Consider the following 23,961-nt stretch of genomic DNA (forward strand, 5'->3'; position numbering starts at 1 on the left):
ATCCTCTGATTCTGGCTCCGGGCAACAAAAAACCCCCGTCAGCATCTGCTGAGCGAGGGTGGCGCGTCGTTATCTGGTGAGTTGAAAAATCGACTCAGGCGACGACGCGCCGGCCGATTACGAGCAACTCATTCTGTTTCACGCACTCGACAGTAGAGGCGCTAGTCGCGAACGGCAAACTTGGTGAGTCGACCGTCCCAGAATCTGAGATACATCGGCTGCAATGCGAAGATGTAGAGGTGTCAACTTCGCAGCAGCCCGTGCCACCGGTTCAATCATCCCACACGCCGAAACCACTTCGGCACGTCATCCGCATTTCGCAGCTCGCTTACATGGCGTGCGCGTTCCTCCTGTTCGCGGTCAGCTTCCCGATCTTCGGGTGGCCCGTCGCCTTCAGCTGGTTGCTGATCCTTCCGATCATCGCCGTCTATCTCGTCGCGCGACTGCGCACCACCGTCAGCCCTGACGGCCTCGAGGTCCGCTCGACGTTCTCCAAGCGCACCCTCGCCTGGGACGACGTCAAGGGTTTCCGCTTCCCGAAGCGCAGCTGGGCGCGCGCGGAACTCACCGACGGAACCGAGGTGACCCTGCCKGCGGTCAGCTTCGTCAGGCTTCCCGAGATCGCGATCGCCAGCGGCGGCCGCATCACTGATCCCTATGCATCGGCGGCAGAAGCCTTCGCCGCCAAGGAAGCCGAAGAGGAAGAAGCAGCTGCAGAAGCGGAAGCAGAATCCGAGGTCGCCGAGAACTCACAGGACCAGCCCGAAGAGAAGCGCCCGTAACACGCGAGTAGCGTTGGAAGGCCCTCGCTTCTATTTGAGTGGACCAGCAACGATCACATAAGGAACACGCCCATGCCCCCGTTGAGGTCACGCACCACCACCATCGGACGTAATGCTGCCGGAGCCCGATCCCTGTGGCGCGCCACAGGAATGACGGATTCCGACTTCGGAAAGCCGATCGTCGCCGTAGCGAACTCGTACACCCAGTTCGTACCCGGACACGTGCATCTCAAGAACGTAGGCGAGATCGTTGCCGAGGCCATCAGTGCGGCCGGCGGCGTCGCTCGTGAGTTCCACACCATCGCAGTCGACGACGGCATCGCAATGGGCCACGGCGGAATGCTGTACTCGCTCCCGAGCCGCGAGATCATCGCCGACTCGGTCGAGTACATGGCAAACGCCCACACGGCCGACGCACTGGTGTGTATCTCCAACTGCGACAAGATCACTCCCGGCATGCTCAACGCCGCGATGCGTCTGAACATCCCGACCGTGTTCGTCTCCGGCGGTCCGATGGAAGCAGGCAAGGCAGTGGTCGTCGGCGGCGTGGCCCAAGCCCCCACCGATCTCATCACGGCGATCTCGGCCTCTGCCAACGATGCCGTGTCCGACGAAGGCCTCGACGAGGTCGAGCGCAGCGCGTGCCCGACATGCGGCTCGTGCTCGGGCATGTTCACCGCCAACTCCATGAACTGCCTGACCGAAGCCCTCGGCCTCGCATTGCCGGGCAACGGCTCCACGCTGGCAACTCACAAGGCTCGTCACGCACTCTTCTCTCGTGCGGGCACCACCGTGGTCGAGGCTGCCCTCAAGTACTACCGCGACGGCGACGAGTCGGTGCTGCCGCGCAACATCGCGACCCCGGCAGCGTTCCGCAACGCAATGGCTCTCGACGTCGCCATGGGCGGTTCCACCAACACCGTCCTGCACACGCTGGCTGCGGCGCAGGAAGGCGAGGTCGACTTCGACCTCGACACCATCGACGCGATCAGCCGCAAGGTGCCGTGCCTGTCCAAGGTCTCCCCCAACTCGGACTACCACATGGAGGACGTCCACCGCGCCGGCGGAATCCCCGCGCTGCTCGGTGAGCTTCGCCGCGGCGGACTCCTCGAAACCGATGTGTCCACCGTGCACACCAAGAGCTTCGACCAGTGGCTCGACGACTGGGACATCCGCTCCGGCAAGGCAACCGACGAGGCAATCGAGCTTTTCCACGCGGCTCCCGGCGGCGTGCGCACCATCGAACCGTTCTCCACGGACAACCGTTGGTCTGCTCTCGACACCGATGCGGCCGGCGGCTGCATCCGCGACGTCGAGAACGCCTACACCGTCGAAGGCGGCTTGGTTGTCCTGCGCGGCAACATCGCACTCGACGGCGCAATCCTCAAGACGGCCGGCATCGACGAGGAACTGTTCTCCTTCCAGGGCCCGGCGCTCGTCGTCGAATCTCAGGAAGAAGCCGTCTCGGTCATCTTGCAGAAGAAGATCAAGGCCGGCGACGTTCTCGTCGTGCGTTACGAAGGCCCCAAGGGTGGCCCCGGTATGCAGGAAATGCTGCACCCCACTGCCTTCCTCAAGGGCGCAGGCCTCGGCAAGGAATGCGCACTGATCACCGACGGTCGTTTCTCGGGCGGAACCTCCGGACTGTCCATCGGTCACATCTCCCCCGAGGCTGCCGCAGGCGGAGTCATCGGACTCGTCCAGAACGGCGATCAGGTCCGCATCGACGTCGCCTCGCGCACGCTCGAGATCCTGGTCGACGACGACGTCCTCGCCGAGCGACGCGCGAAGATGGAGGCCTCCGAGCGCCCGTGGCAGCCGGTCGATCGTCAGCGCACCGTGACGACAGCCCTACGCGCCTACGCCGCTCTGGCAACGTCCGCCGACAAGGGAGCGGTTCGCTACGTTCCGTAAGTTCTGCCACGAACGGACACAAGATCCCCGGCCGCTTTTCGGCCGGGGATCTTTTCTGTCAGCGTGCGAGATGAATCGGGATCAGATTCGCGCCAGTTCCTCCGGAAAATCTTCCTCCGGTGTTGTACGAGCATGCACCACAAACCAATCCGATCATCCCGTCGGTTTGGTACGCATCGTCGGCAGCACCTTCGACAACCACGCCGACACGTAGGAACTTGCGCATAGCGACCTGAGCCGGCGCAGCGTCCAGGGACTTCTTTCACACGAGAACGGATGAAAGGTCAGCGCCCATACGGAATTCCGCGACATCGCACATCCGGTCGAGTTCGGAAGCGTCGAGAGGCGTCGGAGTACCACCACCGAACGCCACTGCGCCGTAGTGGGTTCAGTGGCCTGTCAGCCGTCTTGCGCGGATACACATATACATAATTCTGGTACGGACGTACCGCAACTATGAGACTCATTGACCGCAAGACCGACCGACAGGTACCGAATAGTCGGCCGACACGCGGAACACGAACGGAACGATATGAGCTATCAGACATTTCAGACTGAATCGCGCGTCCGGCTCGTGAGCGAATTCACTTGGACGTAGGGTTCCAGACACCAGCTGATCAATTCAGATACATGAGGGGGGATGACTTCCAGTCAGGTGATCATTTCGGTCAGTTCGAGCGAGCTGACTTGCACACGGCGCTCACCAGTGGTTCCCTCATCAGGTCGCTGAGACGCACATCACAACGACGACAGTCAGCCACCGCCCGCCACCCACAAGGTCGACGGGAAACAACCAAGGAGCAATACATGCCCGGAGTCGGCATATGGCGCACCAAATCCGTCGAGCAATCGATCGCGGACACCGACGAGCCTGAGACAAAGCTCAAGAAGGAACTGACCGCGAAGGACCTCACGGTATTCGGAGTCGCCGTCGTCATCGGCGCAGGCATCTTCACGCTGACTGCTCGAACCGCAGGCAATGTCGCAGGACCCTCGATTTCACTGGCATTCGTTCTCGCTGCGATCGCCTGTGGCCTTGCCGCGCTGTGTTATGCGGAGTTCGCCTCCACCGTTCCAGTCGCAGGCAGCGCATACACGTTCTCCTACGCGACGTTCGGTGAGTTCGCAGCCTGGATCATCGGCTGGGACCTCATCCTCGAGTTTGCTCTCGCCTCCGCCGTCGTCGGCAAGGGTTGGTCGCTGTACCTCGGCAACGTCATCGGGGCGAGCGGCAGCACCACCGCCCACATCGGGTCGATCAGCTTCGACTGGGGCGCACTGCTCATCATCGGCGCGATCACCCTGATTCTCGCGATCGGCACCAAGGTTTCCTCGCGAGTCTCCGCGATCATTACCGCGATCAAGATCGCAGTAGTCCTGCTCGTCATCGTCGTGGGCGCGTTCTACATCAAGAAGGAGAACTACTCTCCCTTCATCCCGCCGTCCGAAGGATCCGAGAGCTCTGCAAGCGGAATCCATCAGACCTTGTTCTCCTGGCTGACCGGTGCAGGCGGAAGTAGCTACGGCGCCTACGGATTGCTCGCCGCAGCCAGCCTCGTGTTCTTTGCCTTCATCGGCTTCGATGTCGTCGCCACCACGGCCGAGGAAACCAAGAACCCGCAGAAGTCGTTGCCACGCGGAATCTTCGGCTCGCTCGCCATCGTCACCGTTCTCTACGTTGCCGTCACACTCGTCCTGACCGGCATGGTCAAGTACACCGAACTCAAGGACGGCAGTCCTCTGGTCGGCGATTCCAGCGCCACCCTCGCAACCGCATTCGAGGCCAACGGAATCGGTTGGGCACAAACCGCCATCAACTTCGGTGGCCTGGCCGGCCTCACGACAGTTGTCATGGTCATGATGCTCGGCCAGACCCGCGTCCTCTTCGCAATGTCCCGTGACGGCCTCATGCCGCGCAGCCTGGCCAAGACCAACGCCAAGGGCATCCCGATGCGCATCACGTTGATCGTCGGTGGCATCGTCGCCGTCCTGGCAGCCTTCTTCCCGATGGGCACGCTCGAAGAGATGGTCAACATCGGAACGCTGTTCGCATTCGTCCTGGTTTGTGTCGGTGTCATCGTCCTACGCCGCACCCGCCCCGACCTGCCGCGCGGATTCCGCGTCCCACTGGTGCCCTTCGTGCCGATCGTCGCCGTGCTCGCCTGCGGTTGGCTGATGCTCAACCTCTCGGTCGAGACCTGGATCCGGTTCCTCGTCTGGATGGCCATCGGTGTGCTCGTGTACTTCGCCTACGGTCACCGCAAGTCGGTCCTCGGTCGCAAGCTCAAGGACGGAACAGCCATCCCGTCCGCGAACGCCGACCCGGTACTCGTCAAGGACTGATCCTTCACAGACGAACCGCCGCTCTCCGAWTCGGAGCGAACGGGCGGGTTGCCCAGCCACGACGACCGTCGAGCGAAATACGGCCGGGACCCGTCAAAATGATGACGCCCGCACAGATTCCGAGCAGCATTTCGTACTCGGTACCGGCCGGGGCGAAGTACTCCAGTCCAGGTGCGCTCGCCTGACGCAGCGCCCACGCATTGATCATCACGGCCAGAACCGATGCTGCCGCAACGGGAGTCAGCAACCCCAGGAGCAGGAGGGCGCCACCTGCGACCTCACCGACGGCGCCGAGGATCGCCATCCACTTCGCCTGCTGGAACCCGGCATCCGCCAGCATCGTCTCGAAACCGCCCAGACCCGGCCCGTTCCAGATACCGGTCAACTTCTGCAGACCGTGCACCAGTGCTGTTCCGCCGACGGCCAAACGCAGTGCAAGCAAACCGAGGTCGAGAGTGCCTCGGCCCCGCGGAGTCTCGGTGGTCCCTGCCACGGCTTCGGCGGTGGGGACGGCGGTGATCGGAGCGTCGTACGCCGTTTCTCGCTCGAGAGCCACTGTCGGCTGATCCGCGCCCGGCGCTCGGTATGTCGGTATCTGTTCGGTCAGCGAGTTGGCGTTCGTGGAACCGAAATCGAGATCGTCGTCGGTCCGCGGCAACGGATTCTTGACGCTCACCGTCGGAAATTGTTCGGTGGGCGAGTCATACGGACTGGACACGTTGCCCGTCGGCTTGTCCGCATCCGACAACTCGCTGGGATCTTTTCGCTCGTCAGTCACGTAGGTGAGCCTATGGCCGATTCAYGAACTCGACGGGGAACCTTGGTCCGGCGTGGCGGCATCTGCCGTGGGTTACGTAACGTCTTGGGCATGACTACGGGTAGGCATGCAGCGCTGGGCGCACTGGCTCTGGTGCTCGGGACATCGTTGCTCGCAGGTTGCGCGGACTTCGACGAATCGACTGCCTCGCCGTTCACACCCGAACCGACCAACCAGGCAAGCGCCGAAGTGCAGCCGGAGAACCCACCGCCGTCGACCACGCCGCCGGCGCCGCGGACCGGCCCCCTCGGGCCGTGTCAGGACGCCGACACCGCCGTGATCGCAACCTGTCTCGACACCACCGGCGGCCTCGTCACACTCCCGGACGGAAACTCCGGACTGGTGGCCGAACGGCGAACCGGCCGAATCATGCAGGTAGCCCCCAACACGACACCGGTCGAGGTTGCCAAAATCGACGTCGACGGCAGCGGCGACGGCGGACTGCTCGACATCGCCCTCTCCCCCACATTTGTCGAAGACAACCTGATCTATGCCTACGTCACCACCGGAACCGACAACCGGGTGGTCCGCATTGCTCCCGGTGACACCGCCAAGGAGGTCCTCGGTGGAATCCCACGCGGTGCAAGCGGCAACGGCGGATCACTCGAGTTCGCGGCCCCGGACCAGCTCATGGTCCTGACAGGCGATACCGGCAACCCTGCGGTTGCTCAGGATCCCGGCTCGTTGGCGGGGAAACTGTTGCGAGTCCGATCGTTGACGCCAAACGCTGCGCCGCCTCGCCCGGAAGTTGTTCTGTCCGGAATCGGTAACGGCGGCGGCGTGTGTGTCGATCCAGGCATCGCGACCTGGGTCACCGACCGAACCACTCTCGAAGATCGCCTCCAACGCGTCGGCTCCGACGGCACAGTGACGTCGCCCGCTTGGACCTGGCCCGACCGGCCCGGCGTCGGGGGGTGCATTGCGGCGCAGGGAGTGGTAGCTGTCGCGTTGGGGGCCGGCAAAGCGATCTCCGCATTGGCCGCTGACCCCGGAACGGGAGCGATCACCACCGCGCCGTCGGCAGTGGCGAAAGACACGTACGGCCAACTGGGCGGTTTGGCGCTCGGATCCGACGGTTTGATGTGGGCGAGCACGATCAACAAGACCGCGGGCGAGCCGGGGCCGAACGACGACAAGGTGGTCAAGATCCCGATGCCGAGTGGCAGCGGCGGGATCGACTGAGCCGCGATCGCCGAAGCGCCATGTCTGTTCGGTCACGGATCCCGTGACCGAACATGCACAGATGCGTACTCTTTTGTTAGCGGGGCTAAACACCCCGCATGTGCCAGGAGCGGTTGGCCAACCACGACAAAGGAGTCGGTATGAAGGCAATCCAGTACACGAGAATCGGCGCGGAACCCGAACTCACGGAGATTCCCAAACCCGAGCCCGGTCCAGGTGAAGTGCTCCTGGAAGTCACCGCTGCCGGCGTCTGCCACTCGGACGACTTCATCATGAGCCTGCCCGAAGAGCAGTACACCTACGGCCTTCCGCTCACGCTCGGCCACGAAGGCGCAGGCAAGGTCGCCGCCGTCGGCGAGGGTGTCGAAGGTCTCGACATCGGAACCAATGTCGTCGTCTACGGGCCTTGGGGTTGCGGCAACTGTTGGCACTGCTCACAAGGACTCGAGAACTATTGCTCTCGCGCCCAAGAACTCGGAATCAATCCTCCCGGTCTCGGTGCACCCGGCGCGTTGGCCGAGTTCATGATCGTCGATTCTCCTCGCCACCTTGTCCCGATCGGTGACCTCGACCCGGTCAAGACGGTGCCGCTGACCGACGCCGGTCTGACGCCGTATCACGCGATCAAGCGTTCTCTGCCGAAACTTCGCGGAGGCTCGTTCGCGGTTGTCATTGGTACCGGCGGTCTCGGCCACGTCGCTATTCAGCTCCTCCGTCACCTCTCGGCGGCAACGGTCATCGCTTTGGACGTGAGCGCGGACAAGCTCGAACTGGCAACCAAGGTAGGCGCTCACGAAGTGGTTCTGTCCGACAAGGACGCGGCCGAGAACGTCCGCAAGATCACTGGAAGTCAAGGCGCCGCACTGGTTCTCGACTTCGTCGGCTACCAGCCCACCATCGACACCGCGATGGCTGTCGCCGGCGTCGGATCAGACGTCACGATCGTCGGGATCGGGGACGGCCAGGCCCACGCCAAAGTCGGGTTCTTCCAAAGTCCTTACGAGGCTTCGGTGACAGTTCCGTATTGGGGTGCCCGCAACGAGTTGATCGAATTGATCGACCTCGCCCACGCCGGCATCTTCGACATCGCGGTGGAGACCTTCAGTCTCGACAACGGTGCCGAAGCGTATCGACGACTGGCTGCCGGAACGCTCAGCGGCCGTGCGGTTGTGGTCCCTGGTCTGTAGACCGACAGCGGCAAAACGACAGCGGAAAAACACTGATGCCCGGCCGAATTCGATTCGGCCGGGCATCAGTGTCAGAAATTCAGTGTGCGCTAGCTGCACGCCTCGATGACAAGTTCCTTCACACGAGCCGCGTCTGCCTGTCCTCGGGTGGCCTTCATGACGTCGCCGACGATCTTTCCGGCGGCCTGGACCTTGCCACTGCGGATCTTGTCCGCGATGTCAGGGTTGGCCGCGAGTGCTTCGTCGACGGCTGCCTTGAGCTTGGTTTCGTCACGTTCGACGACCAGCTCCGGGTGGGCCGCGACAACCTGCTCCGGGTCACCCTCGCCGTCGAGGACGTGATCGACGACCTGGCGAGCGACCTTGTTGTTGAGCTTGCCGCTGTCGATGAGAGCTACGACCTGCGCAACCTGCGCCGGGGTGATCGGCAGAGCGCCGAGTTCGACGCCGCGGGTGTTGGCCTGCTGCGACAGGTAGGACAGCCACCAGGAGCGCGCTGCCTCGGGCGAAGCACCGGCCTCGGTGGTCGCAATCACCAGATCGATGGCGCCGGCGTTGACGAGGTCACGCATGACCTCGTCGGAGATTCCCCAGTCCTTCTGGATCCGCGCGCGGCGAATCCAGGGAAGCTCCGGCAAGGTGCCGCGCAGTTCTTCGACCCACTCGGCGCTCGGAGCAACAGGCTCGAGATCCGGTTCCGGGAAGTAGCGGTAATCCTCGGCCGTTTCCTTGCGGCGTCCGGCGGCCGTGGTGCCGTCGGCTTCCTGGAAGTGGCGGGTCTCCTGGATGACCTCGCCGCCGGCGTCGAGAACTGCTGCCTGACGGCGCATTTCGTAGCGAACTGCGACCTCGACGCTCTTGAGGGAGTTGACGTTCTTGGTCTCGGTACGCGTTCCGAGTTCCTTGGCGCCGATCGGCATCAGCGAGATGTTGGCGTCGCAGCGCATCGATCCCTGATCCATCCGCACGTCCGAGACGTCGAGTGATTTGAGCAGATCACGAAGCGCAGTCACGTAGGCGCGGGCAACCTCGGGTGCGCGCTCACCGGCACCGTGGATGGTCTTGGTGACGATCTCCACCAGCGGCACACCCGCACGGTTGTAGTCGAGCAGTGAGTGGCTCGCACCGTGGATACGGCCGGTAGCGCCACCGACGTGGAGGGACTTACCGGTGTCCTCCTCCATGTGTGCGCGCTCGATGTCGACACGCCACGTCGTCCCGTCGTCGAGGATCACGTCGAGGTATCCCTCGGTTGCGATCGGCTCGTCGTACTGGGAAATCTGGTAGTTCTTCGGCTGATCCGGGTAGAAGTAGTTCTTGCGTGCGAATCGGCCCCAAGGCGTGATGGAGCAGTTGAGCGCAAGGCCGATCCGGATCGCGGACTCGACAGCGGCGGCGTTCACCACTGGCAACGAACCGGGCATGCCCAGACAGACCGGGCACACCTGGGTATTGGGTTCGGCACCGAACTCGGTGGGGCACGGGCAGAACATCTTGGTCGCGGTGCCGAGTTCTACGTGCACCTCCATACCCATCACAGGCTCGTACTTGGTCAGTACTTCGTCGTAATCGAGGATGTCGGGCGCATCGACAGCAGTCATGGTGATCAGTTTATGCGTCTGCGGCTCAGCCGAAGAATGCGGCTGCCTCCTCGTAGCGCTCCTTGGGCACCGTCTTGAGTTTGCGGGTCGCCTCGGCGAGCGGAACGAGGTCGATGGACGTTCCGTGCAACGCGACCATCTGACCGAAATCTCCGCGGTGAGCTGCATCGGTGGCATGAACGCCGAAGCGAGTGGCGAGGATGCGGTCGTGCGGCGTCGGGGTGCCACCGCGCTGAATGTGCCCGAGGACGGTGGTGCGAACTTCCTTGCCGATCCGGCGCTCGATCTCGTTTCCGAGCTGCTGCGCGACACCGGTGAAGATCTTGTGGCCGAACTCGTCGATGCCACCTTCGCGCAGAGTCATCGACGCGGGATCGGGCATCGCACCTTCAGCCACGACGCAGATGAAGTGGGAGTCGCCACGCTGGAAGCGCTTCTTGACCATCGCGCACACCTCGTCGACGTCGAACGGCTGTTCCGGAACCAGAGTCAGGTGTGCCCCCGACGCCAGTCCGGCTTGCAGCGCGATCCAGCCCGCGTGCCGGCCCATCACCTCGACGAGCATGACGCGCTGATGCGATTCAGCCGTGGTGTGGAGTCTGTCGATGGCGTCGGTGGCGACAGCCAAGGCGGTGTCGAAACCGAAAGTCACGTCAGTGCAATCGATGTCGTTGTCGATCGTCTTGGGCACACCGATCACGGGTACGCCGCTCTCGGAAAGCCAACTGGCCGCGGTGAGTGTGCCTTCGCCGCCGATCGGGATCAGGACGTCGATCCCGTTGTCGTCGAGGGTCTGCTTGATCTGATCGAGGCCCGCACGGAGTTTGTCGGGGTTCACGCGAGCGGTGCCGAGGATCGTGCCGCCGCGGGTGAGGATGCGGTTGATGCGGTCATCGGAGTCGAGCGGGACCTTGCGGTCCTCGAGCAATCCTCGCCAGCCGTCCCGGAATCCAACCACGGTACTGCCGTAACGACCGGCCGACGTACGTACGACGGCGCGGATGACCGCGTTCAAGCCCGGGCAGTCGCCGCCGCCCGTGAGGATTCCGATTCGCATAGTGCAGCACCTCTCGTGACCGGATTGTGGATCTTGGTGTCCATCTTCCCCCAGTCACCGTATTGCCGCAGGATAGCGGCGTTGCCGAGCCGCAACGCCGCGCCGCACGGGACCCCTAACCCGGCGTGACGAGCCCGCTTTCGTACGCCAACACGACTGCCTGGGCGCGATCGCGCAGATCGAGCTTGGACAGCACCTTCCCGACATGGGTCTTGACGGTCTGCTCGGCGACGAACAGCCGCTCGGCAATCTCGACGTTGGACAATCCGCGGGCGATCAGTTCGAGGACCTCGCGCTCACGCGGGGTCAGCGCATCGAGCGCTGCGGGCCGTGCGCGCGGTGCGGCCCGCCGGCTGGTCACATCGGCAATCAGGCGACGCGTCACCGTCGGCGCCAGCAAGGCCTGCCCTTCGGCGACGACGCGTACCGCCCGAATCAGTTCCTCAGCCGGTGCGTCCTTGAGCATGAACCCGCTCGCTCCGACGCTCAGGGCCTCGTAGACGTAGTCGTCGATGTCGAAAGTGGTGAGCATGAGGACTCGCACCGGCGGTTCCCATCCTGCGGACAGAATCTGGCGGGCAGCGTCGAGTCCGTTCATCTCGGGCATGCGAACATCCATCAACACCACGTCCGGACGCAATCGCGCGACCTCGGCGACGGCGATCTTGCCGTCCGGCGCATCGCCGATCACGCTGATGTCTGGCTGGGCGGAGAGTAGGGCTCCGAACCCTTGTCGAACCATCGCCTGGTCGTCTGCGATGAATACTGTGATGGGCACTCGGACAGCCTAGGCGGGCATCGACGGCAACTCGGCCCGGACCTCGAACCCTCCGTCCTCGCGCCGGTTTGCCAACAGCATGCCGCCCACCGCCGAAGCCCGCTCACGCATTCCGCGTATTCCATTGCCACCAGTGGTTTCCGACGCCGAGTGCTGATTGCCACCCAATGGCGAAGGCCCGTTGTTCACGAGCGCGCTCACCGATTGCGGGCCGAACGCCACGGCGACCTCGATGGGTCCGCCTGGTGAATGCCTGGCCGCATTGGTAATCGACTCCTGAATGATCCGGTAGAGCGCAAGGCCCGTGGATTCCGAGACCGACGCTCGATCTCCGTCGACTCGCCACGACACCGGAAGTCCCGCACGGGTACTGCCGAGCAGCAGTTCGTCCAACTGATCGACGCCCGGTTGCGGGGCCGTCACCACGGAGTCACCGTCGCTGCGCAGCACTCCGAGGAGACCACGAATCTCGTTGAGCGCTGCTCGCCCTGTCTCACTTATCGATTCGAATTCGGTCCGGATCTCGGGAGTGACCGCATCGAGTCGGTACGGCGCACTCTGCGCTTGCACGACCACCATCGACATGTGGTGGGCCACGATGTCGTGCAAGTCCCGGGCGATCCGCGCCTTCTCCTCGAGGATCGTGCGCCGTGTGCGTTCGAGTTCACTGACTTCCTCCTGCTTGGCCAACTGACGGCGCGAGAGAACCAACCAGCGGATCAGCAGGCAGAAGACCACCAGGGCGCTCAGCCCGACGGCCCAACCGGCTCCGTCGCTTCCCGGAGCGTTGCCGAGGAAAAGCAGCACCGTGGCGATCCAGGCGACGCCGACAACCTGAATGGGCGCCCGCAGACTCACCGCGGCGAGCAACGACATCAGCACGATGATGTGGACGACCTGCCACGGGTAGTCGTAACCAGTCGTGTTGTCGAACACCAACGGGATGATCAGTGCCGACACCGCCGACACCGCCCACCCCAATGGAGCGTTGATCCGGATCAGGACAAACGGAAAGGCGGCCAACGCGGCGACGAACGGCATGATCGGTGGCGAAACATGATGCGTCAGTTGCAGTGTCGGCCAGGCAATCGAATAGAGGATCAGAGTGATCACTACGATGACGATGTTCCAGAACTGACCGCGGGCCACGAAACTGGTTGCCCGGCGCACCTTCTCCGAATGTACGACCGCCCCGTCGAGGCCGGACAGCACCGACCCGGCAGTGGTGTATGTCGGCGCGGGCACACCCGGTGCGCCTCTGTTCTTCCTTCGGACCTTGATCACCCGTCAAGCCTATGAAGGCGAACCCGGAAAGTCCTCATACTGCAGAGTGAGATCCCCCTACCTCCGAGGTATCACAGGGGAGGGAATTCTCACCCGATCGCACGTCGGAGAACCCCTCTCCAGAGCGATGACCGCCAGGATTGTCCGTTCATAGCGTGAACGGCATGCGGATCACACGAGTGAAAGACCTCTCTCGAAGCGCCGGCACCTGGGCTGCCCTGGCGCTTGCGGCAACGGCAGCGATCACCGTCACTGCCGGAGCGAGCGGAGCCGAGCCGCCGCGCACCGAGAATTCGAACGCATCCAGGGCGATCGCCACTGTGACTACCGCGGATGCCTCTGATGCTGCGACCACCATCCCGTCGGATTTCGCCGCATTTGCCGGCTACACGCCTACCGTCGTCGACGGATACCTCGCCAACCCCCACGGCGACTGCTCGTCACCGATTCCGCTTCCCGACGAATTCGACTCGGCCTGCAAAGCACACGATCTCGGGTACGACCTACTCCGCTACGCGCATTCGCACGGAACGGAACTGGGGCCGTGGGCCCGCCAGGTCCTCGACGGTCAGCTCGACGAGCGAATGCATGCGGCCTGTGAAGACCGCACGTCCTTTCTCTCACGTGGGTATTGCTTCGCGATGGCCGATGTCGCCGTCACAGCGGTGAACGGAAACTCTTGGCGCCAAAGCTATCTGACTCCGGTCGCGGAATCGGGGTTCGGTTACGGCACGGCCGGAGTTCTGGCAGTTTCCGCCCTCGGCTTCACCCTGATGCGATCGCGGCGCCTCGATCCGTCGAACGAGTTCTCCTTCTCCCCGAAAGCGATTGCAGCATGAGCGTTCTGAATGCGTCACGGACCCCCGTCCTCGCCCGAGTCGGGGCGCTCGCACTCCCCCGGGTGTCCGCGAGCGTCGCCGTGGCAGCGATGTCCGCCGTCTCACTTGCCCCTGGACTGCTGCCGAGATCAGCCGTACTCCAAGGGGTGTTCAGCGGTCTGCTCGTCGCGATCGGACTACTGGCGATGTGGGCGTTCTCCGCGGTAGCCCGTCGGCTCGTCCCCGACCGGGTCAAGGCCCGATTCGACGAACGTCATTGGCGCATCACCGCGTTCGGGTTGTCGACTGCCGGCACCGCAGTTGCGATGTTCGCCGCCGCCGGTTGGCAGAACTCGCTGCGAGCAGCGATGGGCGCACCGCCTGCCGGGCTGATCCACTGGGTGGAGGCGGGGTGCATTGCCTCGCTGACCGCCCTTGCACTCTGGGGCCTCGGGGTCGGACTTTCGAAGGCGCTGCGGTGGATGGGTTTCGCGCGGAGCGTGGGCGCACTGGTCATGGGAGTCCTCGGCGTGCAGTTGGTCGTCGGTCCCGCCGTCTGGAACGGTCTCGCCGATTCGTTCGACAAGTCCAACGCGTACATCGACACCGCTCTGACACAGCCACTTTCGACCTCCGCGACAGGCAGCTCCGAATCGCTCATCTCGTGGACCTCGATGGGCGCGGAGGGACGCAAGTTCGTTGCTGCAGGCGAAGACTCGGTGCGCGTCTACGCCGGTGTGGATTCCGCACCCGATGCCGCATCGCGTGCCGCTCTCGCCGTGAGTGAGCTCGATCGCGTCGGCGGCTTCGCCCGCAACAGCGTCGTGGTGGCCGTTCCGACCGGCTCGGGCTGGATCGACACCCACGCAGTCGACGGTATCGAGCAACGGTTCGGCGGAGACGTCGCGATAGTCGGACAGCAATACTCCGACGCACCCAGTTGGGCGACATTCCTGTTCAGCCGCGACGACGCCGAAGAATCAGCCACCGCCCTGTTCACAGCTGTCGGAAGCCACATTGCCGCGATGCCTGCCGAAGAGCGACCGGACCTGTTCCTCTACGGACAGAGCCTCGGCGCCGTCGGCGGCAGCGCCGCACTGACCGAGGCTCTGTCCGAGAGCAGTGCCACCGTCCCGTGCGACGTGTTGTGGGCCGGTCCCCCGGCCGGCGCGACACGAACGGACGGCGCAACCGTCCTCGCGAACACGTCCGACCCGGTGGTGTGGTGGTCCCCCGCCCTCGCGACGCAGAAGCCGGATCTGAGCCGTGCCGTGCAGGACGGCCCGATCCCGCAGTGGATCCCGGGCGTCACGTTCTTGCAGACCACCGTCGACATGCTCGGTTCGCTCGGTGTACCCGCCGGTCACGGCCACCGCTACGGAACCGATCAGGGGACAGCTTTGGGGACTTGCTCCTGAAACTGCTGTGCGCCTTTATTAACCGCGGGGGGTTAATAAAGGCGCAGGCGCTCGTCAGCCATGGCGGGCGCCATGATCTGCAAGCCCACCGGCAGGTTGTCGTCCGCGGACAGACCCGATGGCACCGACATCGCGCAGTGTCCGGCCAGGTTGGTCGGCAGCGTGCACAGGTCGGAGAGGTACATGGCCAACGGATCGCCGACCTTCTCCCCCAACTTCCACGGCGTGAACGGGCTGGTCGGCGAGACCAGTACGTCTACCTTCTCGTAGGCCTTGTCGAAATCGCGTGCGATGAGGGTACGAACCTTGAGCGCCGAACCGTAGTAGGCGTCGTAGTAGCCCGAGGACAGTGCGTAGGTACCGATCATGATGCGGCGCTTGACCTCCGGGCCGAAACCGGCGGCGCGGGTTGCCGCCATGACCTGGTCGGCACTCATGTTGCCTTCGTCGACGCGCAGTCCGTAGCGCATGGCGTCGAAGCGGGCCAGGTTGGACGAGACCTCACTGGGCAGCACCAGGTAGTACGACGCGAGCGCGTGCTCGAAGCTCGGGCACGAAACCTCGACAACTTCGGCGCCCAAAGCCTTGAGTTGCTCGACAGCAGCGTCGAAGGAAGCGATGACGCCGGGCTGGTAGCTGTCGGAGTGAAGTTCCTTGACCACACCGACCTTGACGCCGCGCAGGTCCCCGGCTGCACCCTCACGTGCCGCAGCGACCACCGGACGCACGGGGGCGTCGATGGACGTGGAGTCACGCGGATCGTGTCCGGCGATGACCTCGTGCAGCAGAGCGGTGTCGAGCACGGTGCGACCACAGGGGCCACCCTGATCGAGCGAGGAGGCGCACGCGACGAGCCCGAAGCGCGAGACAGTTCCGTACGTCGGCTTGGTTCCGACCGTCGCGGTGACCGCAGCGGGCTGACGGATCGAACCGCCGGTGTCGGTGCCGATGGCCAACGGGGCCTGACGGGACGCGAGCGCTGCAGCGCTACCACCACCGGATCCGCCGGGGATGCGGGTGACATCCCACGGGTTACGCGTCGGACCGAATGCGGAGTTCTCCGTGGAGGAGCCCATCGCAAATTCGTCGAGGTTCGTCTTGCCGAGGATCGGGATGCCCGCAGCGCGAAGCTTGCTCGTCAGGGTCGCGTCGTACGGCGCAACCCAGCCTTCGAGAATCTTCGACGCACAGGTGGTCGGCATGTCCGTCGTGGTGAAGATGTCCTTCAACGCAATCGGAACTCCGGCGAGTGCCGAAGCGGGTTCGTTTCCGCCTGCGAGCGAGTTGTCCACTGCTGCGGCGGCTTCGAGAGCCTGTTCACCGGCAACGTGCAGGAAGGCGTGGTACTCGGTGTCGACGGCAGCGATGCGGTCGAGATGCGCCTGCGTGACCTCTACCGAGGACACCTCACGCGAGTGGATCTTGCCGGCCAGCTCAGCGGCGTCCAGCGTGGTCAGATCGGTCATTCGCCCTCTCCAAGGATCTGCGGAACCGCAAAGCGATCCTGTTCGACTGCGGGTGCTCCGGACAATGCCTGCTCGGGGGTCAACCCGGGCACGATCACGTCGGGGCGCGTCACGTTGGTGACGGCATTGGGGTTCGCCATGGGCGGGACGTCGTCGGCCGCAACCTCGGTGACCACCTTGACGTGGTTGAGAATCGAATCCAACTGACCGGCGAACTCGTCGAGTTCGGCATCGGACAGGGCGAGTCTGGACAGCCGCGCGAGGTGCGCGACCTCGTCACGGGAGATGGCAGGCACCGCGGGGCCCCTTTCGGAAGAGGACGTGAACATTGCCGGTCCAGCCTAGTTCCTCGCCGCGACAGACCTGTAAGCACGCCTGCTGTGTCGACCGGTACGCACGCCTACTGTGTCCACCGCCACGTCGAATCCACCTCGTGTTTCGCTCGTGTGACAAGCATGTGCACCCGGTGTGACCCCGCCGCGGCGCCCACCAACGCGTGCTGAGCAAGTGCAAAGATGGGTGTGGCCCGGGTCGACGTGATCCGGGCGAGAACCGATCAGCGAAAGGCACGCACGTGTCGTACCTGCTTCGCGTCCAACTGCCCGACCGACCCGGCAGCCTCGGCGCGCTCGCCGTAGCTCTCGGATCCGTGGGCGCAGACATCCTCTCCCTCGACGTCGTGGAGCGAGGCGACGGTTTTGCCATCGACGACCTCGTGGTCGACGTCGAACCGGGCGCACTGCCCGACACCTTGATCACCGCTGCCGAGCATCTGCCCGACGTGCTGGTCGATTCGATCCGCCCCTACGCCGGGATTCTCGACACCCATCGTGAGCTCGAACTCATCGATTCCGTTGCGACAGCCCGAAACGATCGACTACAGGTCCTCGTCGACGGCGCGCCGCGTGTACTGCGAGTCGGCTGGTGCGTCGTCGCGGACATCGGCAAGCACGGTGCGTACCGCGTCGTCGGTAGCGCCGGCGCGCCGGAAACCCATGCCACCGACATTCCGTGGATGCCACTGGACAAGCCCACCGCCCTCGACGGCGAGGCCGACTGGGTTCCGGACGTCTGGCGAGAGATGAACACCAGCCTCGCTGCCGCACCGCTCGGCTCCGGCAATCGCGTCCTCATGCTCGGTCGTCCCGGAGGACCCGAATTTCGCCCTTCGGAGATAGCCCGCCTCGGCTATCTCGCCGGAATCGTCGCGACAGTGCTGGGCTGACCAGGCTGGGTAATCAGGCCAGACCGCGAACCATGACCGTCAGCTCCATACCGCGAATCRGCTCCCACGCGCGCTCGGGATCGGGGACGAACCCGTTGCGGTCGTAGATGCGACGAGCATCGACCATCTCGGGCTGCGTCGAGATGACCACCGAGTGATCGCCTCGGTCGTAGGCTTCGGCGATCACTGCGCGAACCAATGCGGTTCCGGCGCCCGATCCCCGAGCCTGCGGCGAGACCGCGAGCATGCGGAACTCGAGTTCGCCCTTCTGCGCAACATCCGCGAAGGGCGTGCCGGGTTCGGCGATCGTCAAAGAACCCACGACCTCTTCGCCGAGAACGGCAACCAGCACCCGCCCCTGCTCCACCCGAGTTGCGGTGTCTCGCAGGCGCTCCGCGTACGGCGATCCGCCGGCGACAAATCCGCCACCCACGTACGACTGCACAGTCAGTTCCCCGACGGTCTCGAACTCAGCCGGTAGAACTTCACGAATCTCGATCATGGCGTCACTATCGCACCCAGCACACCAATCTCAGAAATCGGACAAAGTCACTCTGATTCGTCCAAATCGGTGGGAGCAACCGCATCCGGGCCATCTTCGAGCAACCGCCGGAAGCCGTCTTCGTCGAGCACCGGCACACCCAATTCGACTGCCTTGTCATGCTTGGAACCGGGCGCTTCACCGACGACGACAAACGCAGTCTTCTTCGAGACCGACCCAGCCGCCTTACCGCCGCGCACCAAAATCGCTTCCTTCGCCTGATCTCGCGAGTACGTCTCGAGCGAACCGGTGACGACGATCGAGAGACCCTCGAGATTGCGCGGAATCGAGTCGTCTCGCTCGTCCTCCATACGCACTCCGGCCGAAGCCCACTTGTCGACGATCTGCTGGTGCCAGTCGACGGAGAACCACTCCACGACAGCGGCGGCGATTGTGGATCCGACACCGTCGACTGCAGCCAACTCGTCGACCGACGCTTCCCGAATACGTTGCAGCGAACCGAATTCGCCGGCCAACGCCCTCGCGGCAGTGGGGCCGACGTGCCGAATCGACAGTGCCACAAGCACTCTCCACAGCGGCTTGTCCTTGGCCGAATCCAGGTTGGCCAGCAAGCGTTTTCCGTTGGCAGACAGTGCTCCCGCATTGGTGCGGAAGATGGGAACCTCGATCAGTTTCTCGGCGTCGAGTGAAAAGAGATCGCCCTCGTCACCGATGACCTTCGCCTCCAGCAGCCCGGTCGCGGCCTCGTAACCGAGCACCTCGATGTCGAATGCTCCGCGCCCCGAGACGTGGAACACGCGCTCGCGCAACTGCGCCGGGCAGTACTGCTGATTAGGGCATCGCACGTCGACGTCGCCCTCTTTCGCGGGTGCCAACAACGTGCCGCACTCGGGGCAATGCGTCGGCATGACGAACTCGCGCTCGGTACCGTCACGCACGTCTGCCACGGGTCCGAGGACCTCGGGAATCACATCTCCGGCCTTACGCAACACCACGGTGTCGCCGATCAGCACACCCTTGCGCTTGACCTCGGATCCGTTGTGCAGCGTGGCCAAGGACACAGTGGAACCCGCTACCGTGACGGGTTCCATGTACGCGAACGGCGTCACGCGACCCGTGCGGCCGACACTGACCCGGATGTCGAGGAGCTTGGTCGTGACCTCTTCCGGCGGGTACTTGTATGCGATCGCCCACCGCGGTGCGCGAGACGTGGTGCCCAGACGTCGATGCAACGACATCTCGTCGACCTTGACCACCAACCCGTCGATCTCGTGCTCGACGTCGTGGCGATGTTCTCCCCAGTACTTCATCTTTTCGACCACGGCGTCGGCGCCGACCACCCGCGAGGTGTGCGTGGACACCGGCAGCCCCCAGGCGGAGAGGGCCACGTAGGCGTCGTACTGCGAAGCCGGCTCGAAACCTTCCATGCGCCCGAACCCGTGGCAGATCATGCCGAGGCGACGACGCGCGGTGACGGCAGGATTCTTCTGACGCAGGGAGCCCGCCGCAGAGTTGCGCGGATTGGCGAACGGCGCCTTACCCTCCTCCACGAGGGAGGCATTGAGTGCCGCGAAGTCCTCGAGGCGGAAGAACACCTCTCCTCGCACCTCGAGCAAGGTTGGAATCGGGAATTCGTCCGTGGCGGTGAGCCGCTCCGGGATGTCGTTGATCGTCAGGGCATTGAGAGTGACCAACTCGCCCGTACGACCGTCGCCGCGGGTTGCCGCACGCACGAGTTTGCCGTTCTCGTAGACGAGATTGAGCGCGACACCGTCGATTTTCACTTCGCAGAGATAGTGCAGTTCCGGCCCGGTTTCCTGCTCTACCTTGGCGATCCATCCGCGGAGTTCGGACTCGTCGAAGACGTTGTCGAGGCTGAGCATCCGCTCGAGGTGATCGACGGACGTGAAGTCCGTCGCGAATCCGCCGCCGACGAGTTGCGTCGGAGAGTCGGGAGTTCGCAGATCCGGGTACTGCTCTTCGAGAGCATTGAGCTGCCCGAGCAATGTGTCGAATGCACCGTCCGAAATGACGGGCGCGTCACGAACGTAGTAGCGGAACTGATGCTGGCGTACCTCTTCGGCCAGCTCCGTCCACTGCTCGCGCGCCTCGTTGGGCGCTGGCTGCATTGCATCCGCGGTATCAGTCACAGCTAGAAGATTATCGGTTCACACCGACACACCACACGACTCCACGTCAGAACGCAACACATCAGAACGCAACACATCAGAACGCCGACGGATCGTCCACCAATGCCTTGCCGACGTCTGTGCACAGCCGAAGGGCGGCTCGACTCCACTCGAGGCTCGCACCCGCAAGACCACAGCTTGGGGTTACCGCGACCTGGTTCTGCAGGAGTTCACGCGAGAATCCGAGACGATCGATCAGGGTGACGGCGGGCATCGCGCACTCTTTCCACGTCACCGGCTTTTCCGGCGGGGCGGAAGGAACCAGACCGAGCGCCAATTCCTTGCCGGCGTCGAACAACTGGCCGATGCCGTCCAGATCACGTGAGCCGATGAGCGACATGTCGAAGCTCACGCCGAACGCCTGGCTTCGCCTCAGCAGATCCCACGGCATGTCGGCGCCGCAACTGTGGACGATTGTGGGCAATCCGCAACCGCTGATCGTCGAGTCGAGAACGGCGAGCGCCTCGGGTTCCGGCAGAGCCGGAACGCTCTCCATCTTGGTGCGCCCGGGTAGTGAACCGGCCAGCACTGCCGCGATCTGCGGCTCGTCCAATTGGATCACCACTCGGGCACCGGTACGACGAGTGACCTCGGCGGCGTGGCGCGCGAGCCCCTCACCAAGTGATTCGGCGATGTCCCGGAGTGCCCCACGGTCGACGAGAACTCGCGAACCGTTTGCAACCTCGATCTCGGCGCCGAGTGTCAGCGGGCCGGCAGCTTGAAGCTTGATCACGTGGTCTCCGCCGACCAGACGGGCCGATTCCCAGGCTTCCTCGAGTGCGTCGAGATCCTGATTCAGGAAGTCCTCGGCTCGCTTCGCGACGTTGCCCCGCCGAGGCACGACGCGATAGGCGCGGGTCGAGGCGTCGAGGTTGATGTCGACCAGAATCGCGCCTGCTCGGCCGACCATGTCAGCGCCGAGACCGCGGCTCGGCAACTCCACCAGGTGTGGGAAACCGCCCAGTTCACCAAGGATGGTTGCGGCGCTTTCGCGGGCGTCCGTGCCCGGCCAGGATCCGATTCCGGTGACGAGGCCACCGATGGAAACCTGCTGTGTCACAGTGCGTTCGGCTCGGATTCGGTGCCGGAGATGGTGCCACTGCCGAGAACCTGGTCGCCCAGTTCGCTGTCGGGGCGATACAGCACGACGGCCTGGCCCTTCGCGACGCCGGTCAGTGGTTCGCGCAACGAAATGGAGATGCCGCCGCCCGAAGTACCGTCGTCGACGGCCTCGGCGACGGCCTGCGCCAGTCCGCCGTGCGCACGAACCTGCACCATGCACTCGACGGGGCCTTCCGGCGCCTGGCCCGAGGTCCAGATCGCGCGCTGGGCCGAGATGGCCCAGACGTCGAGATTCTTGGCCGAACCGACTCGCACCGTTCCGGTTTCGGGCTCGATCGCGGTCACGTACCGCGGACGGCCGTCACCTGCGGGACCTTCGACGCCGAGCCCCTTGCGCTGTCCGATCGTGAAGCCGTGTACGCCGTCGTGTGCAGCGAGGACCTCACCCGAATCGGCGTCGACGACGCTTCCGGGACGAACGCCGATGCGCGCACCCAGGAATGCTCGGGTATCGCCGGTCGGGATGAAGCAGATGTCATGGCTGTCAGGCTTGTTCGCCACAGCCAGACCGCGCTCGGCGGCTTCCTCGCGGATCTGTTCTTTCGGTGTGTCACCGATCGGGAACATCGCGCGCGAAAGCTGATCAGCCGTCAGCACACCGAGGACATACGACTGATCCTTGTCCGCGTCGACCGCCCGGCGCAGGACGCCGCCTTCGAGGCGCGCGTAGTGACCGGTCGCCACGGCATCGAAGCCGAGAGCGACCGCACGGTCGGCCAGTGCGGTGAACTTGATCTTCTCGTTGCACCGCAGGCACGGATTGGGGGTCTCACCCGCTGCGTACGACGCCACGAAGTCGTCGATCACGTCTTCCTTGAAGCGATCGGCGAAATCCCAGACGTAGAAGGGTATTCCGAGGACGTCGGCAGCGCGCCTGGCGTCGCCGGCATCTTCCTTCGAACAGCATCCACGCGAACCCGTCCGCAATGCACCCGGCGCCGTGGACAGCGCAAGATGAACGCCGACGACGTCATGTCCGGCGGCAACAGCGCGGGCGGCGGCGACAGCGGAGTCGACACCTCCGCTCATGGCTGCGAGTACTCGCATCAGCGATCCCCTCCACGCGAACCGGCACCGGCAAGACCGGCGGCCCGAGCGCGCTCTACTACTTGTGGAAGCGCAGCGATCAGCGCGTCCACATCGGTGACACTCGACGTATGTCCGAGCGAAAATCTCAGTGAGCCACGCGCGACGGGCGATTCGACGCCCATCGCGATCAAGACATGGCTGGCTCTGGCCACACCGGCGGTGCAAGCCGAACCGGTGGAACATTCGATACCGGCTGCGTCGAGCAGCATCAGCAACGAATCGCCCTCGCAGCCGGGGAAGGTGAAGTGCGCGTTACCGGGAAGCCGATCGGATCCGGTCGGGCCGTTGAGCACCGACTCGGGAAGAATCTCCAGGACTCCGTCGATCAAACGGTCACGCAACTGCGCCAATTCCCTTGTGCTGGAATCGAAGTTCTCGACGTTTGCGCGCAGCGCCGCAGCCATCCCGACAACGCCCGCAGTATCCGGAGTGCCCGAACGCAGATCACGTTCGTGTCCGCCGCCGTGAAGGAGCGGCACACACGGAACCTGGCGTCCGAGCAGCAGTGCGCCGACGCCGTGCGGACCACCGAACTTGTGCGCCGCGATGCTCAGCGCGGACAACTTGCTCGCCGCGAAATCGACCGGCAATTGCGCAACGGCCTGAACCGCGTCGCTGTGCATCGGAATCTCGAACTCAGCCGAAATCTCCGCCAACTCCACGATCGGCATGATGGAGCCGACCTCGTTGTTGGCCCACATCACCGTCACGAGTGCTACCTCGTCGGCGTGGACGGAAAGCTCGTCGCGCAAGGTCTGCGGGTCGACGACACCGTTCTCGTCGACCGGCAACCACGTCACGCGCGCGCCCTCGTGCTGCTCGAGCCACTCGACGGCGTCGAGCACCGCATGATGCTCGACGGAGCTGGCCAGGATGCGAGTGCGTCGCGGATCGGCGTCACGGCGAGCCCAGTAGATGCCCTTGACCGCGAGATTGTCGCTCTCGGTTCCGCCGGAGGTGAAGATGACCTCCGAAGGCCGCGCACCCAGGCTGGCAGCGATCGATTCCCGCGACTCCTCGACGCGGCGCCGGGCCGCACGGCCGGAACCGTGCAGCGAGGACGCGTTGCCCACGGTTTTGAAGGTATCGGTCATCGCCTCGATAGCGGCTGCCGACATCGGAGTCGTGGCGGCATGATCGAGGTACACCGGAAATCCGGCGTGGGCACTGTGTGCAGGCAGAGTCAT

General features: G+C 64.3%; 20 protein-coding genes. 8 read left to right on the top strand and 12 right to left on the bottom strand.

All coding sequences use genetic code 11. From position 1 onward, the window contains the following. Positions 1 to 260: 260 nt before the first annotated feature. From AC1DWA_RS14540 to AC1DWA_RS14550, 3 genes are all read left to right on the top strand, one after another. Positions 261 to 782 (top strand): PH domain-containing protein, encoded by a 522-nt coding sequence (locus tag AC1DWA_RS14540; protein WP_042951494.1) that lies wholly within the window; start codon positions 261 to 263, stop codon positions 780 to 782. Positions 783 to 854: 72 nt separating this feature from the next. Then, positions 855 to 2,696, top strand: coding sequence for a dihydroxy-acid dehydratase (gene ilvD, locus AC1DWA_RS14545; RefSeq protein ID WP_019747927.1), 1,842 nt, complete (start codon positions 855 to 857; stop codon positions 2,694 to 2,696). Positions 2,697 to 3,503: 807 nt separating this feature from the next. Continuing rightward, positions 3,504 to 5,039 carry an amino acid permease gene (locus tag AC1DWA_RS14550; RefSeq protein ID WP_019747924.1) on the top strand — a complete coding sequence of 512 codons (1,536 nt, stop codon included), beginning with the start codon at positions 3,504 to 3,506 and terminating at the stop codon, positions 5,037 to 5,039. Between the two features lie 4 nt (positions 5,040 to 5,043). Here the strand turns inward: AC1DWA_RS14550 and AC1DWA_RS14555 are convergent, their stop codons facing one another. Further along, on the bottom strand, positions 5,044 to 5,817 hold the full coding sequence (locus AC1DWA_RS14555; RefSeq protein WP_477916759.1) for a DoxX family protein: 774 nt from the start codon (positions 5,815 to 5,817) through the stop codon (positions 5,044 to 5,046). A 90-nt stretch (positions 5,818 to 5,907) separates the two neighbouring features. On the opposite strand from AC1DWA_RS14555, the gene AC1DWA_RS14560 reads away from it, so the two are divergent. Together AC1DWA_RS14560 and AC1DWA_RS14565 are read left to right on the top strand one after the other, a co-directional pair. After that, a complete protein-coding gene (locus tag AC1DWA_RS14560) occupies positions 5,908 to 7,038 on the top strand; it encodes a PQQ-dependent sugar dehydrogenase (protein ID WP_029255105.1) in 1,131 nt (376 codons plus the stop codon). A gap of 140 nt (positions 7,039 to 7,178) precedes the next feature. Continuing rightward, entirely contained in the window at positions 7,179 to 8,225 is a 1,047-nt protein-coding gene (locus AC1DWA_RS14565) for an NAD(P)-dependent alcohol dehydrogenase (RefSeq protein ID WP_019747921.1), read from the top strand. Positions 8,226 to 8,314: 89 nt separating this feature from the next. Here the strand turns inward: AC1DWA_RS14565 and gatB are convergent, their stop codons facing one another. The 4 genes from gatB to AC1DWA_RS14585 form a co-directional block, all read right to left on the bottom strand. Then, on the bottom strand, positions 8,315 to 9,826 hold the full coding sequence (gene gatB, locus AC1DWA_RS14570; protein ID WP_019747920.1) for an Asp-tRNA(Asn)/Glu-tRNA(Gln) amidotransferase subunit GatB: 1,512 nt from the start codon (positions 9,824 to 9,826) through the stop codon (positions 8,315 to 8,317). Positions 9,827 to 9,851: 25 nt separating this feature from the next. Beyond that, positions 9,852 to 10,883 carry an ATP-dependent 6-phosphofructokinase gene (locus tag AC1DWA_RS14575; protein WP_019747919.1) on the bottom strand — a complete coding sequence of 344 codons (1,032 nt, stop codon included), beginning with the start codon at positions 10,881 to 10,883 and terminating at the stop codon, positions 9,852 to 9,854. Positions 10,884 to 10,998: 115 nt separating this feature from the next. Further along, complete coding sequence (locus AC1DWA_RS14580; RefSeq protein WP_007729374.1) at positions 10,999 to 11,661, bottom strand: response regulator; 663 nt, start codon at positions 11,659 to 11,661, stop codon at positions 10,999 to 11,001. Between the two features lie 9 nt (positions 11,662 to 11,670). After that, a complete protein-coding gene (locus AC1DWA_RS14585) occupies positions 11,671 to 12,945 on the bottom strand; it encodes a sensor histidine kinase (protein WP_047890156.1) in 1,275 nt (424 codons plus the stop codon). A 164-nt stretch (positions 12,946 to 13,109) separates the two neighbouring features. On the opposite strand from AC1DWA_RS14585, the gene AC1DWA_RS14590 reads away from it, so the two are divergent. Together AC1DWA_RS14590 and AC1DWA_RS14595 are read left to right on the top strand one after the other, a co-directional pair. Further along, a complete protein-coding gene (locus AC1DWA_RS14590) occupies positions 13,110 to 13,784 on the top strand; it encodes a hypothetical protein (RefSeq protein WP_029255103.1) in 675 nt (224 codons plus the stop codon). Continuing rightward, on the top strand, positions 13,781 to 15,181 hold the full coding sequence (locus tag AC1DWA_RS14595) for an alpha/beta-hydrolase family protein (protein WP_408989210.1): 1,401 nt from the start codon (positions 13,781 to 13,783) through the stop codon (positions 15,179 to 15,181). Before AC1DWA_RS14590 ends, AC1DWA_RS14595 begins: the two co-directional genes overlap by 4 nt. A 32-nt stretch (positions 15,182 to 15,213) precedes the next feature. Here the strand turns inward: AC1DWA_RS14595 and gatA are convergent, their stop codons facing one another. Beyond that, complete coding sequence (gene gatA / locus AC1DWA_RS14600; RefSeq protein ID WP_477916761.1) at positions 15,214 to 16,647, bottom strand: Asp-tRNA(Asn)/Glu-tRNA(Gln) amidotransferase subunit GatA; 1,434 nt, start codon at positions 16,645 to 16,647, stop codon at positions 15,214 to 15,216. Next, complete coding sequence (gene gatC, locus AC1DWA_RS14605; protein ID WP_003944747.1) at positions 16,644 to 16,943, bottom strand: Asp-tRNA(Asn)/Glu-tRNA(Gln) amidotransferase subunit GatC; 300 nt, start codon at positions 16,941 to 16,943, stop codon at positions 16,644 to 16,646. Before gatC ends, gatA begins: the two co-directional genes overlap by 4 nt. 278 nt (positions 16,944 to 17,221) lie before the next feature. Here gatC and AC1DWA_RS14610 point away from each other — a divergent pair, with 278 nt between their 5' ends. Next, a complete protein-coding gene (locus tag AC1DWA_RS14610; RefSeq protein WP_020969299.1) occupies positions 17,222 to 17,872 on the top strand; it encodes an ACT domain-containing protein in 651 nt (216 codons plus the stop codon). A 13-nt stretch (positions 17,873 to 17,885) separates the two neighbouring features. On the opposite strand, the gene AC1DWA_RS14615 is transcribed toward AC1DWA_RS14610, so the two are convergent. The 5 genes from AC1DWA_RS14615 to AC1DWA_RS14635 form a co-directional block, all read right to left on the bottom strand. Next, the gene (locus tag AC1DWA_RS14615; RefSeq protein ID WP_477916763.1) at positions 17,886 to 18,374 is read right to left on the bottom strand and encodes a GNAT family N-acetyltransferase; all 489 of its coding nucleotides are present in this window, start codon (positions 18,372 to 18,374) and stop codon (positions 17,886 to 17,888) included. A 47-nt stretch (positions 18,375 to 18,421) separates the two neighbouring features. Then, on the bottom strand, positions 18,422 to 20,503 hold the full coding sequence (gene ligA, locus AC1DWA_RS14620; protein WP_477846114.1) for an NAD-dependent DNA ligase LigA: 2,082 nt from the start codon (positions 20,501 to 20,503) through the stop codon (positions 18,422 to 18,424). A gap of 97 nt (positions 20,504 to 20,600) precedes the next feature. Beyond that, a complete protein-coding gene (locus AC1DWA_RS14625) occupies positions 20,601 to 21,623 on the bottom strand; it encodes a uroporphyrinogen decarboxylase/cobalamine-independent methonine synthase family protein (RefSeq protein ID WP_021343883.1) in 1,023 nt (340 codons plus the stop codon). Next, on the bottom strand, positions 21,620 to 22,732 hold the full coding sequence (mnmA, locus tag AC1DWA_RS14630) for a tRNA 2-thiouridine(34) synthase MnmA (protein WP_477846044.1): 1,113 nt from the start codon (positions 22,730 to 22,732) through the stop codon (positions 21,620 to 21,622). Before mnmA ends, AC1DWA_RS14625 begins: the two co-directional genes overlap by 4 nt. Further along, positions 22,732 to 23,961, bottom strand: a complete 1,230-nt coding sequence (locus AC1DWA_RS14635; RefSeq protein ID WP_019747909.1) for a cysteine desulfurase family protein — start codon at positions 23,959 to 23,961, stop codon at positions 22,732 to 22,734. The genes mnmA and AC1DWA_RS14635 overlap by 1 nt, the downstream gene beginning before the upstream one ends.

The organism is Rhodococcus sp. P4_F3_2 (assembly GCF_056401335.1).